Genomic DNA, 14,260 nt, shown 5'->3' on the forward strand with positions numbered 1-14,260 from the left:
CCGCCCGCCGCGCCCGTCGAAGTCCGGCGCCGACAAGGCCGGGGCGGCCCGCCGCGCCGCCCACCAGGTCGTCGTCCGCTCGTTGCGCGACGGCGCCTACGCCGACCGCGCGCTGCACGGCGTCGCGGGCGACCTGGACCCGCGCGAGCGCGGCCAGGCCAAGCGCCTGGCGTTCGGGGCGATCCAGCGCCGCCTGACGCTCGACCACGTCATCGGCCAGCACGTCGACCGCGAGCTCGACGTGGAGGTCCGCGCCGCGCTGCACGTCGGCCTCTACGAGCTGCTGTTCTCCGACGGCGTCCCGGCCCGCGCCGCGGTCGCCTCGGCGGTCGAGCTGGCCAAGCCCAACATCGGCTTCAAGCTCGTCAACGCCGTGCTCCGCCGCGTCGCCGAGGCCTCCGGCGCCGAGGACGGCAACCGCACGAAGGGCCTGATCCCCGCGGACGACACGCCGGAGGGCGCGGCGATCCGCCACAGCCACCCGCTGTGGCTCGTCCGTCGCTGGTGGGACTGGCTCGGGCCGAACGCCACCCGCGCCCTGCTGGCCGCCGGCAACCAGCCCTCCGAGCTGATCCTGCGCGCCAACGGCCTGCGCGCCGGCCAGGCCGAGGCCGAGGGCCTGCTCATCCCCGGCGAGCCGTTCGACGAGGCGATCCCCGAGGCCCGCCGCGTCACCGGCCCGCTCGACGTCCTCGCCGACCCCGCGTGGCACGCCGGCGTCTACGTCGCGATGTCGTACAGCTCGCAGGTCGTCGGGCGCACCGTGGACCCGCAGCCGGGCGAGCGGATCCTCGACCTCTGCGCCGCGCCGGGTGGCAAGACGACCCACATGGCCGACCTGATGGGCGGCGAGGGCGAGATCGTCGCGCTCGAGAAGCACGGAGGACGCGCCCGCGCCCTGCGGCGCACCTGCGAGCGCGTGGGGGCGTCGATCGTCGACGTCCGCCACGCCGACGCGCTGGACGCAGGGCTGGAGCCCGGCTCGTTCGACCGCGTCCTGCTCGACGCCCCCTGCAGCGGCCTGGGCACGCTCGCCTCGCACCCCGACCTCCGCTGGCGCGTGCAGGAGGGCGACCTGCGGGAGCTCGAGAAGCTCCAGGCCCGCCTGCTGCAGGTCGCCCAGGACGCTGTCCGCGACGGCGGCCGCATCGTCTACAGCGTGTGCACGCTGAACCCCGGCGAGGAGCGTCTGGGGGAGGGCACCGTGCGTCGGCTGTACCCGCACCGGGACCACACCGACGGCTTCTACGTGGCCTCCGTCGGCGGCTGATCCGGGGGCCCGCACGGGCCCCTGCCCGGCGCGGCCGGGCGGGGCGGGGTCCGGGCCCGACGACTGCCATAGTGGCGGGCATGGAGGTCGACCTCGGGCTCAAGTGCCCCGGATGCAAGGAGCCCTGGCTCCGGCCCACGAACCTCCCGGGACGCTACCGCTGCGTGAACTGCCTGTCCCGGTACGAGCTGCGTTCGGTCTGCCCCAACTGCGGCGAGCACTCGACGATCGTGCGCATGTCGAAGACCGCGACGCTGGCCTGCAACCACTGCGGCAGCAGCATGTTGGTCCAAGTCTGAGGCAGCTACGCTGACGCGGTGACCGCCCCGGACCCCCGTCTCGCCCGCCTCAAGGGCATCGCGCCCTCGATCCTCGCCAGCGACTTCGGCCGCCTGCGCAGTCAGGTCGAGGAGTGCATCGACGCCGGCGTCACGGTCATCCACATCGACGTGATGGACGGCCACTTCGTCCCGCCGATCACCATGGGCCCGATCGTCGTCGACGCGCTGAAGGGCGTGGACGCCGTCCTCGACGTCCACCTGATGATCGAGCGTCCCGAGCGGCAGCTCGCCGACTTCGCGAAGGCCGGGGCGGACTGCCTCACCGTCCACGCCGAGGCCACGCCGCAGCTGCACTTCGCCCTCGGCCAGGCCCGCGAGCTCGGCGCGCTGGCGGGCCTCGCGGTCTGCCCCGGCACGGGCCTGGCGCCGCTGGAGGAGACGGCGGAGCTCGTCGACCTCGGCCTCTGCATGACCGTCAACCCCGGCTGGGGTGGGCAGAAGTTCATCCCGACCTCCTTCGGCAAGATCGAGCGGATGGCGCGCCTGCTGGGCCCCGACGCCGTGCTGCAGGTCGACGGCGGGGTGGACCTCGCCACGATCGGACGCTGCGCCGCCGCGGGCGCGACGAGCTTCGTCGCGGGATCGGCCGTCTTCGGCAAGCCCGACCCCGGCGAGGCCGTCCGCGAGCTGCAGGCCGCGGCCGCGGCGGCGACCGCCGCCTGACCGGAGCACCCGGCCCGCCGGGACCACCCGGGTCTCCGGGGTCCCGCCGCGAGGCCCACCACCACGGCGGAGGCCCGCATCAGCCGGGGATGTCCCCGGTCCGCCGGGGATGACCCCGGCCCGGGACGTCCTGCAGCCGCTGCTCTGCGTAAATGCTCACGTGAGCACTCCGATCGTGCAGGCCGACGCCCTGCGGAAGACCTACGGCCGCGGCGAGACCGTCGTCACGGCGCTCGACGGCGTCTCGGTCGACTTCGCCGCGGGCGAGCTCGCCGCGATCATGGGGCCGTCGGGCTCGGGCAAGTCCACGCTGATGCACTGCGTCGCCGGTCTGGACCGCCCCGACAGCGGCACGGTCACGATCGACGGCGTGGAGACCGGGTCCCTGGACGACAAGCGCCTGACGGAGCTGCGGCGCGACCGGATCGGCTTCGTCTTCCAGGCGTTCAACCTCCTGCCCGTCCTGACGGCGGAGGAGAACATCCTCCTGCCGCTCACCATCGCCGGCCGCAAGCCCGATCCGGAGTGGCTCGAGAGCCTGATCGCGACGGTGGGTCTCGGCGACCGCCGGGACCACCGGCCCAGCGAGCTCTCCGGCGGCCAGCAGCAGCGCGTCGCGGTCGCCCGCGCCCTGGCCAGCCGCCCGGCCGTGATCTTCGCCGACGAGCCGACGGGCAACCTCGACTCGCGGTCCTCCGAGGAGGTCCTCGAGCTCCTGCGCCGCTCCGTCGACGAGTTCGGCCAGACCGTCGTGATGGTCACCCACGACGCGCACTCCGCCTCCTACGCCGACCGGCTCGTGCTGCTCAAGGACGGCGCGATCGTGCACGACGGGCCCGCCGGCGGCTCCGACGCCGTGCACGAGCGCCTGCGGCAGATCACGGACCCCGAGGCGGACGCGGCCGGGACGGTCGCACGCGACCCCCGGACCTGATGCGCGTCCTGCTCCTGCGCTCCCTCCGCGAGCGCTTCCGCCGGACCGTCCTGACGTCCCTGGCCGTCGTCATCGGCGTCGCGCTGATCTCCGGCACGCTGATCTTCACGGACACGATCTCGCGCTCGTTCGACGAGATCGGCGAGGTCAGCTACCGCGGCGTCGCCGTCGCGGTCACGCCCGCCGTGCCGATCGGGACGCCCAGCAGCGAGGGCAGCGACGACGACCGCGGGCTGCCGAAGGACACCGTCGACCGCGTCGCCGGTGCCCCGGGCGTGCGGATCGCCGTCGGGCAGGTCTCGGGCCCCGCGATCATCTACCGCAAGGACGGGCGCACCCGCGTCGGTGGACAGGGGCCTCCGACCCAGCTGATCTCCGCGCTGCCGCCGGGCGTGGGCGGGGTCACCTACACCTCCGGGCGCGGTCCCACCGGCCCCGACGAGGTCGTGTTCGACACCGCCACCGCGGAGCGCGCGGGGGTGCGGGTCGGCGACACCGTCGTCGTGCAGGGCGAGGGCCCCCGGCGGCGCCTGCGGCTCGTCGGGACGGCGGGGCTCGGCGAGATCGGGTCGTTCGGCCCGCGGCCGACCGTCATCGCCACCCAGGCGACCGCGGCGGACCTCCTCGGCCGCGAGGACCGGCGCTACTGGAGCCAGGTCCTCGCGCTCAGCGCCGCCGGCACGCGCGACGAGCAGGTGGCCGCCGACGTCCGGCGGGTCGCCGGGGACGGTGCGACCGTCCGCACCGGCGAGGACCAGGGCGCCCGGCAGTCCAAGGAGATCAAGGACCGCATCTCGTTCCTGCCGACGATCCTGCTGGTGTTCGCCGGGATCGCGACGTTCGTCGGCGCGTTCCTGATCTTCAACACGTTCACGATCACGATGGCCCAGCGGCAGCGCGAGTTCGCGCTCCTGCGGGCGCTCGGTGCGGCCCGCGGCCAGGTGCGGGCGATGGTCGCCGCGGAGGCGTTCACGGTCGGCCTGCTCGGTGCCACGCTCGGCCTCGTCGCCGGGTTCGTCGTCGCCCCGGCGCTGCGGGCGCTGATCAAGGCCTTCGGGGTCGACCTGCCGGCGACGGCGACGGTGTTCTCGGGGCGGACGATCCTCGTCGGCTTCGTCGTCGGGATGGCCGTCACCGCCGCCGCGAGCCTGCTCCCGGCCCGGCGGGCGACCCGCGTGGCACCGGTCGAGGCGCTGCGCGACGCCGCCGCGCCTCCCGGCCGCGGGGCCGTGCCGCGCGGTCCGGTGATCGCCGGCGCGGTGATCGGCGTGGTCGGGGTCGTCGGCCTGGGCCTCTCGCTCGCGGGCACGGTGACGGACGACACCGGCACGGCGTTCGCCGGTGGCGGCGCGGGTCTGCTGTTCCTGGCCGCGACGCTGATCTCGCCGGTCCTCGTCGGCCCGATCGCCCGGCTGCTCGGCCGACCGCTGCAGCGGCTCTTCGGGCTGCCCGGTCGGCTGGCCCAGGACAACGCGGCCCGGCAGCCGGGCCGCACGGCGATCACCTCGAGCGCGCTGATGATCGGGCTGGCCCTCGTCGTCTTCGCGACGGTCTTCGCGGCGGGTCTCCGGGAGACGCTGCGCGGCGACATCGAGCGGGTCGTCGCCGCCCCGGTCGTCGTCCAGGCCTCGGGCGGGTCCTTCAGCGGCGTGCCGACCTCGGTCGTCGGCGCCGTCCGGCGGGCCCCGGGCGTGCAGTCCGCGGGCGGGGTCGGCTTCAGCCGCGTGGCGGTCGGTGGCCGACGCGCGAGCCTGACGATCTTCGACGCCGAGGCGCTGCGCACCGGGCTCGTCCGGCTGCAGCGCACCGACGGGGGAGGGCGCGCCGGTGACCCCGGGGTCGGCCGGGCGTACGTGACCGACACGGTCGCGGACTCGCTGGGCGCCCGGGCGGGCCGGACGCTGATCGCGCGCGGGACCAACGGCGAGGACCACCTGTTGCGCATCGTCGGCATCGTCCAGGGCAGCGCCTCCGCGGTCAGCGGCGTGGTCGTCAACGGCGAGACGGCGGCGGAGTTCGGGACGACCCAGCCGTTCTTCGTCGTCGCCGACGGCAGCCGCGAGGCCGTCCAGCGCGCGCTGTCGCGGGACTATCCCGCCACCGAGGCCCTGACCCGGGGCGACTGGATCACCGACCAGACGGGCCAGGTCAACCAGCTGCTGGGCCTCGTCTACGCCCTGCTCGGCCTCTCGGTCCTCGTCGCCCTGTTCGGCATCGTCAACACCCTGACCCTGTCGATCCAGGAGCGCATCCGCGAGCTGGGCCTCTTGCGCGCCGTCGGCGCCACCCGGGCCCAGGTCCGCCGGATGGTCCTGCTGGAGGCGGTGATCACCGCACTCCTGGGCGCCCTGCTCGGCGCGGGCCTCGGCTTCGTCCTCGCCGCCGCGGTGGGCGCGACCCTCGACGGCTTCGCCCTCTCCATCCCGATCGGCCAGATCGCCCTGCTGATCGTCCTCACCGGCGCCCTGGGCGTGGTGGCGGCGATCCGCCCGGCGCGACGGGCGGCCAAGGTCGAGGTGCTGGAGGCGATCGCGGGGGAGTAGGCCCGCGGCCGGCCGGCCGGCGCGTCGGGGAGCGGCCGCGGGGCGCCCGCGAGCAGTGGCGGACGGCCACGATGGTCGCCCCGGTCCGAACCACGTGCCGAGACGACGACGGACGGCCGCGACGGCGAGGTCCGCGTCGGCTCCGATCCGGGACTCGGAGGAGCTTCGGCGCCGAGACCCGGATCGTGGCCCGTGGCGCACCCCGATCCAGGTCTCGCGCGGAACAGTCCGTCGAGACCGGGATCGTGTCCGCTTCCGCGACCCGCCGGGCGGCCCGCCCCGACGCCCCGCCACCCCTCCGGGTCAGTCGGCGGCGCCGGCGACCGCCGGCCCGCCACCGACGATCGGCCGGGCGTAGACCCGCGAGAGCAGGCCGCAGAGGAGGAACGCACAGGCCGTGTAGCCGACCTCGGCGTTCGTCAGGGCGTCGTCGATCGGGCCGATCAGCATCCAGGCGACGAAGACCGCGCCGGCGATCAGCCAGGCGACAGCCGCCGGCCAGGCGTGACCGCGGGCCAGCGCCGCCTGGTTCAGGGTGCCCGCGGTCAGGTGGGCGCCCATGCCCACGGCGACCACCGCCAGGCCGAGGACCGGGGGCTCCTGGCCGTCGAAGAGGATCGGCATCACGACGCCGCCCAGGACGAGCAGGCCGACCACGACGAGCAGGGCGAAGGCGGCGATGTAGGTGATCGCCTTGCGGATCGCGGCCGCGATCTCGTCCGGGGCACCCGTGGCGACGAGGGCCGCGAAGTGGGGGAGGAGCGTCGTCTGGACCGCCTGGAACAGCTGCAGCGGCGCCCGGGTGACGAGCAGCGCCGAGAAGATCAGGCCGGCGGCGACCTTGTCCTCGGTCAGCAGCGTCCCGGCGTTGACGAGGGTCTGCTCGCCGAGCTGGATCATCGCGACGGCGACCGCGAACGACCCGCCGGCCCGCAGCCCCGCCTCGGACCCCGGCTTGGCGGCGACGCCCTCGGCGGCGGCCCGCTCGGTCTCGGCGCCCATCCGCTGCGTCGCCGCGCGGATCGCCCACGGCACGACGAGCAGCGACGCCAGCGGGGCGGCGAGGATGCCGGCGGCCACCGCGATCTGGCCGGAGGAGATGCCGATCAGGGCGGCGATCGGGAAGAGGATCCGCGCGACGGACTCGAACAGCACGAGCCCGCCGTAGAGCGCGAACCAGCCGTGGCCGGCGACGAAGCCGCGGGCGAAGTAGCTGGCGGCGTACGCCACGCCGGCGCCGACGAGCAGCCAGAACATGCCCGACGAGCCGATGTTGTCCTGCAGCGGACCGCGGGCGATCAGGGCCGCGACGACGAGGACGGCGGCGAAGCCTGCCTGGATCAGGAGCGGCTCCTTCAGCGACGGGTGCGCCTCGCCCCTCGCCCTGGCGGTCGCGATCGTCCGCGAGAGCAGCTGCTCCACCGGCCGGTAGAAGACCGACATCGCGGTGAAGAGGATCGCCCACATCGTGGCGACCTGCCCGTACTGCTCCTGGCCGCGGTCCGAGTCGCCGAGGGCGTGCGACGCGACGGAGAAGAACAGGAACGTCAGGAGGCCCGTGGAGGCGATCCCGATCGTCAGGAGGCGCGCGCCGCGGCCGGCGGCGCCGCGGTCATGGGTCGCCTCGGCGACGTCCTCGGCGAACGCCTCGTCGGCGACCGCACCCGACGGGTCGACGTTGGGATCCGCGGGCAGGGCGCCCGGGGCCGTGTGCTCGCAGGGCCGGTGGCCCTGATCGTCGGGCGTGCTCATGCGAGGAGCGCCGGCGCCGCGGCGCGGGGCGGGCCGGACGGGTGCCGCCGGGGGTCCCGTCCGCCCCGCAAGGGGATCAGTCGCCGACGCGGACGAGCAGCTGCGTCCACGGGAACGGCTGGCGGGTCTCGACGACCTCGCCGTGCTGGGCGAGCATCTTCTTGAACGACCGCGTGGACCAGTGGTTCAGGTGCCCCGGCGTGTTGCCCAGGTCCTTGATGTACGCGCCGCGCGCCATGTTCACCGCGCGCCAGATCGGCTCGCGGGGGACGGAGACCAGCAGGTACCGCTTGGCGACGCGGGCCATCTCGGCGACCGTGTGCTCCGGGTCCGGCACGTGCTCGAGGACCTCGATCGCCGAGGCGACGTCGAACTCGTCCTTCTCGAACGGCAGGTTCTCGGCGCGCATGATGCGGTAGTCGAGGTTCGGGGCCTGACGCTGCGCCCAGCCGGCCTGGATCGAGTCCTCCTCGAGATCGATCCCGACGACGCGCTTGTCGCCCAGGCGGGTGGCCCACTGGTGGACGAGGACGCCCTCGCCGCAGCCGACGTCGAGCAGCGACTGCGCGTCGGCCCGGACGAAGAGCTCCTCGAGCTGCCGCTCGAACCCGGCCTGCAGCCGCTTGGCGACGGGGTTCTGGGTGTTGTACTTGTCGTACGTGTTGCCGGTGATGATCCCCTCGTCGTTCGTCGTGACGACGACGGGGTTGCCGCCGGAGCCCGAGGGCTTGGCGGGACCGGTGGGCTGGCTGGGGGTGCTCATCGGGACGTCGTCTCCGCGTCGATCTCGTCGGTCACCGGCGGCGCGGCGTGCGCGCCGGTCGTGGGGTCCTGGCCGGTCGGGCGGGCGCCCGGCTCGTAGTGGCTCGGCGGGACGCCGAGCTGCAGCTCGATCCGTCGCACGCGCTCGAAGACGCGCTGCGTGAGGATCCGCTGGCCGTGCAGCAGGTCGCCCATGACCGCCAGGGCGGCGACCATCACGGCGGCGGTGAACAGCACGCCGCCGAAGATCAGCGACTGCACGTGGCCCGCGCCGTCGTCCTGCACCCAGGCCACGAAGAACCGCAGCCACGGGATGCACGCCAGCAGGAAGAGGATCCCCGCCAGGCTCATGAACACGCGCATCGGCTCGTACTGCGCGTAGATGCGGAAGATCGAGACGGTGTTCCGCCGCACGTACGACCACATGGACGGGAACAGCCGCGACTCGCGGAGCTTCTCGTTCGTGGAGACGGGCACGTGCTTCGTCGCGACCAGCAGCTTGCCGGCCTGGATCAGCGACTCGAGCGTGTAGGTGAAGCGCGAGACGACCGCCAGCTGGATCGCGGCCTCGCGGTTGTAGGCGCGGAAGCCGGACGTCGCGTCGGCGATGTCGGTCTCCGACGCGCGGCGCACGACGGCCGAGCCGAGCTTCTGCAGCCGCACCTTCAGCGGCGAGAAGTGCTCGATCTTGTGGACCTCGCGGTCGCCGACGACCATGTCGGCCTCGCCGGCGAGCACCGGCGCGACGAGCGCCGGGATGAACGACGCGTCGTACTGGTTGTCGGCGTCGGTGTTGACGATGACGTCGGCGCCGAGCTTCAGGCAGGCGTCGAGGCCGGCCTGGAAGCCCGCCGCGAGGCCCTTGTTGTTCGTGAGCTTGACGATGTGGTCGACGCCGTGGTCACGGGCGACGCGCAGCGTCTGGTCGACGGAGCCGTCGTCGATGACGAGCCACTCGACCTGATCGAAGCCGGCGACCGTCCGTGGGAGGTCCGCCAGCGTGGTCGGGAGCGTCTCTTCCTCGTTGAAACAGGGGATCTGGATGATCAGCTTCATGGGGCTCAGCGCGTCGTTGGACGGTCGGGTCGGTGCCGCGGGCGTGCGCTCTGGCGCAGGCCTGCGGCGGAGGGGAGGCGCCTTTCGACCTCGTGCTCCCTCCGCTCCCGCCGGCCGTCCGAGAAGGATGGCGCGGCGCGGGCACGCGCATCGGTCGATGCCGTGGAACCGCAGCAGTATTCCAGAGGCGGTGGCGGACCCGACGCCCGGTCCCCGCCGCGCCCGGCGCCACCGGGCCGCGCGGGACCCCTGGTCGCGCGTCGGCGGAGGTCCCGTAGACTCGCCGTCGCATCTTGGAAGGACCGGAAGACACGCACCGCAGCGGCCCGAGCTCCCGTCTGCCCTGGATCGCCTTCGGCCTGCTCTGCGCCGGGTTGCTGGCGTTGTTCGTGGTCTTCCCGACCTACCCGAACTACGACAGCTACTACGCGCTGCTGTGGGCCCGGGAGATCTGGGACGGGCAGAAGCCGGTCTTCGACGCGTTCCGCGCGCCGACCGAGCACCCGCTCGCGATCCTCTTCTCGATGGTCCTGACGCCGCTGGGCGAGGGGGCCGACCGCGTCGTCGTCTTCTGCGCCCTGGCGTCGGTCGCCGCGCTCGCCGCGGGCATGTACCAGCTGGCCACCGCGGCCTTCAACCGGTGGGTGGGACTCGTCGCGGGCGTGCTGCTCGTCGCCAACTGGGACCTGATCTTCCTCGCGGTCCGCGGCTACCTCGACGTCACCTACATGGCGCTCGTGATCTGGGCCGCCGTCCTCGAGACCCGGCGTCGCCGTCGTGGCTGGCCGGTCCTCGTCCTGCTGACCCTGGCGGGCACGCTGCGCCCGGAGGGCTGGGTCCTCTGCGGGCTCTACGGCCTGTGGATGGCGTGGGACGGCGCCCCGCTGCGCCCCGTGCGCGAGGGCCTGCGCAACGTCCTGACGCGCCGCGGGATCCTCTGGCTCGCGTTCGGCTGCGTCGCCACCGCGATCTGGCTGACCACCGACTTCGTCGTCACGGGCAACCCGCTCTTCTCGCAGACCTACACGTCGGGCCTCGCCGAGGAGCTCGGGCGCACGCGCGGGCCGCTCGAGATCCCGTTCGTCACGATCGCGTTCCTGAAGGGGATCGACGGGACGGCCCTGTTCTTCGCCGGGATCGTTGGCCTGCTGGTGACGCTGTGGATCGTCCCGCGCCGGGCGAGCATGCCGCTGGTCCTGCTCGTCGCCGGCATCGGGACGTTCTTCCTGCTCGGGTTCGGCGGGTTCTCGGTCATCGACCGCTACCTGCTGGTCCCCGCCGCGCTGCTCCTGATCTTCGCCGCCGTGCTCCTGGCGGGCTGGACCCTGATGCCGGCGGGGCGCGTCCGCACGTGGTGGTCGCGCCTGTCGCTGCTGGGCGGGGTCGGGGTCGTCGTGGTCGGGGCGATCAACCTGAACCCGAACTCGCTGGCCAACGACCTGACGTTCCGCGGCGACGCGCACCACGACCTCGTCGACGTCCTGGACCGGCCGGTCGTGCGCCGCGCGCTGCGCTGCGGTCCCCTGTGGACGCCCAACCACAAGCTCGTCCCGGACTCCCGGTGGATCCTCGACGCGGGCACCGGGGACGTCCTCGCGCGCTCGATGCTCAAGCCGGCGCTGTTCGACCGCGACGTGACGGGCTTCGACAGCCCCGACCGGCGCCTGGCCCGGCGCGAGGCCCCGAGCGCCGCGGGCCTGCGCCGGGCCGACGGCAAGCTGCGGTACACGACGACCACCGGCAAGGACGGGAAGCCGGTCGAGACGGTCGTCCCCGATCCCACGCCGCGGATCTCGCGGGGCGTCGTGCTGCTGCCGACCTCCCGCCTGGCGCTGATCCGCCAGGGCTACGTCTTCGTCGGCGACGACCGGGCGTTCGACTCGATCCCGCCGGTGGGCTTCCGGCGGATCGCCACGTCGGTCCACTACACCGTCTACGCGTCGTGCTGACCGCCGGGGCATGAGACTCCCGGCCCCGGACCGCCTGCGGTGGGGGATCGCCGTCGGCGTGCTCGTCCTCGGCGGGCTCGTGCTGCGCCTCTGGGGCGTGCGCTCCGGCCTGCCGTGGTCGTACAACGCGGACGAGAGCTCGCACTTCCTGCCCCAGGCCGTCGGCATGTTCCGCGGCGACCTGGACCCGCACTACTTCATCAACCCGCCGGGGTTCACCTACGCCACCCACATCGGGCTGCGGCTCCGGTTCGGCGGCGCCGACAGCGTCTGGTCCGCGTTCGCGCAGGACCCCGGGTCGGTCTTCGTCGTCGGCCGAGTCGTGTCGGCGCTGATCGGCGTCACCTCGGTCTGGCTCGTCTACCTCGCGGGCGCCCGGCTGCTGGACCGCCGCACGGGTCTGCTCGCCGCCGGCCTCCTGTCCGTCGCGTTCCTGCCCGTCTTCTACGGCCACCTCGCGCTCAACGACGCCCCGACGGTCGCCCCCGTCGCCCTCGGGCTGTGGGCCTCCGCCGGGGTGCTGCGCTACGGCCGCGACCGGGACTACCTCGTCGCCGGTCTCGCCGTCGGCCTGGCCGCGGCGATGAAGTACACCGGCGGCATCGTCCTCCTGCCCGTCCTGGTCGCCGCGGTGATCCAGGCCGCGCAGCCCGACGGCCGGGTCCCGGCGGTCCGCGGCACGATGCTGGCGTTCGTCGCGTTCGCGGTCGGCTTCGTCGCGGCCAACCCCTACGCGCTCCTGAACTTCGACGACTTCTGGTTCGGCATCGCGCACCAGAGCTCCGCCGCCGGCGGCGAGACGACGAGCAAGCTGGGCTCCACGCGCGGCGGCGGCATCGGCTTCTACGTCTGGACGCTGACGTGGGGCCTGGGGGTGGTCCCCGCGGTGGCGGCGGTCGGCGCGCTCCTGCCGCTGTGGCGGGACGAGCGCCGCGTCTGGCTGATGCTCGTCCCCACGGTCGTCCTCTTCCTGCTCTTCATGAGCATCCAGGGCCGCTTCTTCGCCCGCTGGCTGCTCCCGGTCTACCCCGCGATCGCGCTGCTGGCCGGCTACGCGGGCAGCCGGCTGGTCGAGCTGGCCGAGTTCCGTCGGCCCCGGTGGCGGCACGCGGCCCTGCTGGCGGTCGGCCTGCTGCTCTGCGGGCAGGGCCTCGCGTCGAGCCTGCACGTCTCGCGGACCCTCGCCCGCGAGGACACCCGCAACGAGACCCGCGACTGGCTCGTGGCCAACGTCAGGGAGGGCTCCAAGCTCGTCGTCGAGCCCGTGGTGCCCGCGGGCTGGCTGACCGATCCGGGCCGCACCGGGACGCTGCGCGACGACGGCGCCCGATGGGGCCGGTACTCCACGAGCCGCTCCCCGTTCGACCTGCAGACCGGCCGGCCGGTGCGCGGGGGCGTCCCCTTCTTCCTCGAGAACTACGTCCGCTCGCTGGATCCGAAGCTCATCGACGTCTACGAGGCCGGCCGCTACTGCTGGGTCGTCACCGGCTCGACGCAGCGCGGGCGGGCGGAGGCCGAGCCCGACGAGGTGCCCCGGGCGATCGAGTACTACGACCGGCTCGAGAAGGAGGCGGAGCTCGTCTTCACGGCCTCGCCGTACCGCAAGGGCGCGGACCCGGTGAAGTTCGACTTCGACTGGTCGTTCGACTACTACCCCCGGGCGTACGAGCGGCCCGGGGCGCTGATGAACGTCTACCACCTGACCGGCGGCAACTGCCGCGGCACCTGAGCCGCGGGCCGGCCGGGGCCCCGGCGCCCGCCGCACGGAGTCGTCCCGGCCCCGGCCGCTCCTCCCGGCGTCCACGCCGCGAGCCCAGGCGCGCAGGGGGCGGCGACCGCGCCGCTCTATCCTCCGGTGGCCGATGACGATGGATGCCCGAGACGTGGCCCTGCTGGAGCGGGCGGTGGAGCTCGCCGAGCGCGGGCGCCGGCACGTGAGCCCCAACCCCCTGGTGGGGGCGGTCGTCTCGCGCGACGGCCAGGTGCTCGGCGAGGGCTGGCACGCCGAGCTCGGCGGCCCGCACGCCGAGGTCCAGGCGATCGCCGCCTGCGGCGAGCAGGACCTCACCGGCGCGACGATCCACGTCTCGCTCGAGCCCTGCTGCCACCAGGGCCGCACGCCCCCCTGCACCGACGCGATCCTCGCGGCGGGCCTCGCCCGCGTCGTCGTCGCCTCGGACGACCCGTCGACGAAGGCGTCCGGTCGCGGCCTGGGGATCCTCCGGGACGAGGGCGTGCAGGTCGCCTCCGCCCCGGCCGACTCGCCGGTCGGGCTCCGCGCCCGCCGCCAGAACCAGCCGTTCCGCAAGCACGCCCGCACCGGTCTGCCCTGGGTGATGATGAAGACCGCCACGAGCCTCGACGGTCGCCTGGCGACCCACTCGGGCGACTCCCGCTGGATATCCTCCGGGCCGTCGCGCGACCTCGCCCACCAGTGGCGCGCCGAGGTCGACGCCGTCGTCGTCGGCATCGGCACCGCCCTGGCCGACGACCCCCAGCTGACCGCCCGCGTCCCCGGCGTCGCCCGCCAGCCCCGGCGGGTCGTGTTCGACTCCGAGGCGCGGCTGCCGCTCGACGGGCGCCTGGTCGCCTCGATCGACGAGGCCCCGGTCACGCTGATCACGAGCCGGGCCGCGTCGCGCTCCGCCACCGAGGCGCTGACCGCCTCGGGCGTCGAGGTCGTCGTCGTCTCGGGCCAGAACGAGCACTCCCGCGTGCGCTCGGCGCTGGCCGAGCTGGGGCAGCGCGACGTCACCTCGCTCATGCTCGAGGGCGGCTCGCACCTCGCGGGCGCCTTCTTCGACGCGGGGGAGATCGACGAGCTGCGGCTCTTCGTCGCCCCCCTGCTGCTCGGCGGCCGCCAGGCCCCGGGCCTGATCGGGGGCGAGGGCGTCGAGCGGATCGCCGACGCCGCGCGCCCCGTGGAGCTGACCCGGCAGGCGGTCGGCGACGACCTCCTGACCATCGCCCGTCTCAAGGAGTGGTGAGAC

The 14,260-nt window shown here is 74.2% G+C and carries 11 protein-coding genes; 8 read left to right on the forward strand and 3 right to left on the reverse strand.

The features are described 5' to 3' along the window. The 5 genes from Q7T67_RS16025 to Q7T67_RS16045 form a co-directional block, all read left to right on the forward strand. A partial coding sequence (locus Q7T67_RS16025; protein WP_304791844.1) for a transcription antitermination factor NusB occupies positions 1-1,270 on the forward strand: 1,270 nt, incomplete at its 5' end. A gap of 80 nt (positions 1,271-1,350) precedes the next feature. Beyond that, positions 1,351-1,569, forward strand: coding sequence for a zinc-ribbon domain-containing protein (locus Q7T67_RS16030; RefSeq protein WP_304791847.1), 219 nt, complete (start codon positions 1,351-1,353; stop codon positions 1,567-1,569). A gap of 18 nt (positions 1,570-1,587) precedes the next feature. After that, positions 1,588-2,274, forward strand: a complete 687-nt coding sequence (rpe, locus tag Q7T67_RS16035; protein ID WP_304791850.1) for a ribulose-phosphate 3-epimerase — start codon at positions 1,588-1,590, stop codon at positions 2,272-2,274. Positions 2,275-2,434: 160 nt separating this feature from the next. After that, the gene (locus Q7T67_RS16040) at positions 2,435-3,208 is read left to right on the forward strand and encodes an ABC transporter ATP-binding protein (protein ID WP_304791852.1); all 774 of its coding nucleotides are present in this window, start codon (positions 2,435-2,437) and stop codon (positions 3,206-3,208) included. Further along, positions 3,208-5,751, forward strand: a complete 2,544-nt coding sequence (locus Q7T67_RS16045) for an ABC transporter permease (protein WP_304791855.1) — start codon at positions 3,208-3,210, stop codon at positions 5,749-5,751. The genes Q7T67_RS16040 and Q7T67_RS16045 overlap by 1 nt, the downstream gene beginning before the upstream one ends. Before the next feature lie 303 nt (positions 5,752-6,054). Here the strand turns inward: Q7T67_RS16045 and Q7T67_RS16050 are convergent, their stop codons facing one another. From Q7T67_RS16050 to Q7T67_RS16060, 3 genes are all read right to left on the reverse strand, one after another. Further along, positions 6,055-7,503, reverse strand: coding sequence for a lipopolysaccharide biosynthesis protein (locus Q7T67_RS16050; protein WP_304791857.1), 1,449 nt, complete (start codon positions 7,501-7,503; stop codon positions 6,055-6,057). 76 nt (positions 7,504-7,579) lie between these two features. After that, positions 7,580-8,266 (reverse strand): bifunctional 2-polyprenyl-6-hydroxyphenol methylase/3-demethylubiquinol 3-O-methyltransferase UbiG, encoded by a 687-nt coding sequence (locus Q7T67_RS16055; protein WP_304791860.1) that lies wholly within the window; start codon positions 8,264-8,266, stop codon positions 7,580-7,582. Beyond that, positions 8,263-9,321, reverse strand: coding sequence for a glycosyltransferase family 2 protein (locus Q7T67_RS16060; RefSeq protein ID WP_304791862.1), 1,059 nt, complete (start codon positions 9,319-9,321; stop codon positions 8,263-8,265). Before Q7T67_RS16060 ends, Q7T67_RS16055 begins: the two co-directional genes overlap by 4 nt. A 293-nt stretch (positions 9,322-9,614) precedes the next feature. Here Q7T67_RS16060 and Q7T67_RS16065 point away from each other — a divergent pair, with 293 nt between their 5' ends. The 3 genes from Q7T67_RS16065 to ribD all read left to right on the forward strand — a co-directional run bounded on the left by Q7T67_RS16065 (position 9,615) and on the right by ribD (position 14,257). After that, positions 9,615-11,270: a hypothetical protein gene (locus Q7T67_RS16065; RefSeq protein WP_304791864.1), complete on the forward strand. Its 1,656-nt coding sequence runs from the start codon at positions 9,615-9,617 to the stop codon at positions 11,268-11,270. 10 nt (positions 11,271-11,280) lie between these two features. Further along, entirely contained in the window at positions 11,281-12,999 is a 1,719-nt protein-coding gene (locus tag Q7T67_RS16070; RefSeq protein WP_304791867.1) for a glycosyltransferase family 39 protein, read from the forward strand. Between the two features lie 133 nt (positions 13,000-13,132). Beyond that, a complete protein-coding gene (gene ribD / locus Q7T67_RS16075; RefSeq protein WP_304791870.1) occupies positions 13,133-14,257 on the forward strand; it encodes a bifunctional diaminohydroxyphosphoribosylaminopyrimidine deaminase/5-amino-6-(5-phosphoribosylamino)uracil reductase RibD in 1,125 nt (374 codons plus the stop codon). Positions 14,258-14,260 lie beyond the last annotated feature (3 nt).

It is taken from the genome of Patulibacter sp., assembly GCF_030655195.1.
Lineage (GTDB): Bacteria > Actinomycetota > Thermoleophilia > Solirubrobacterales > Solirubrobacteraceae > Patulibacter.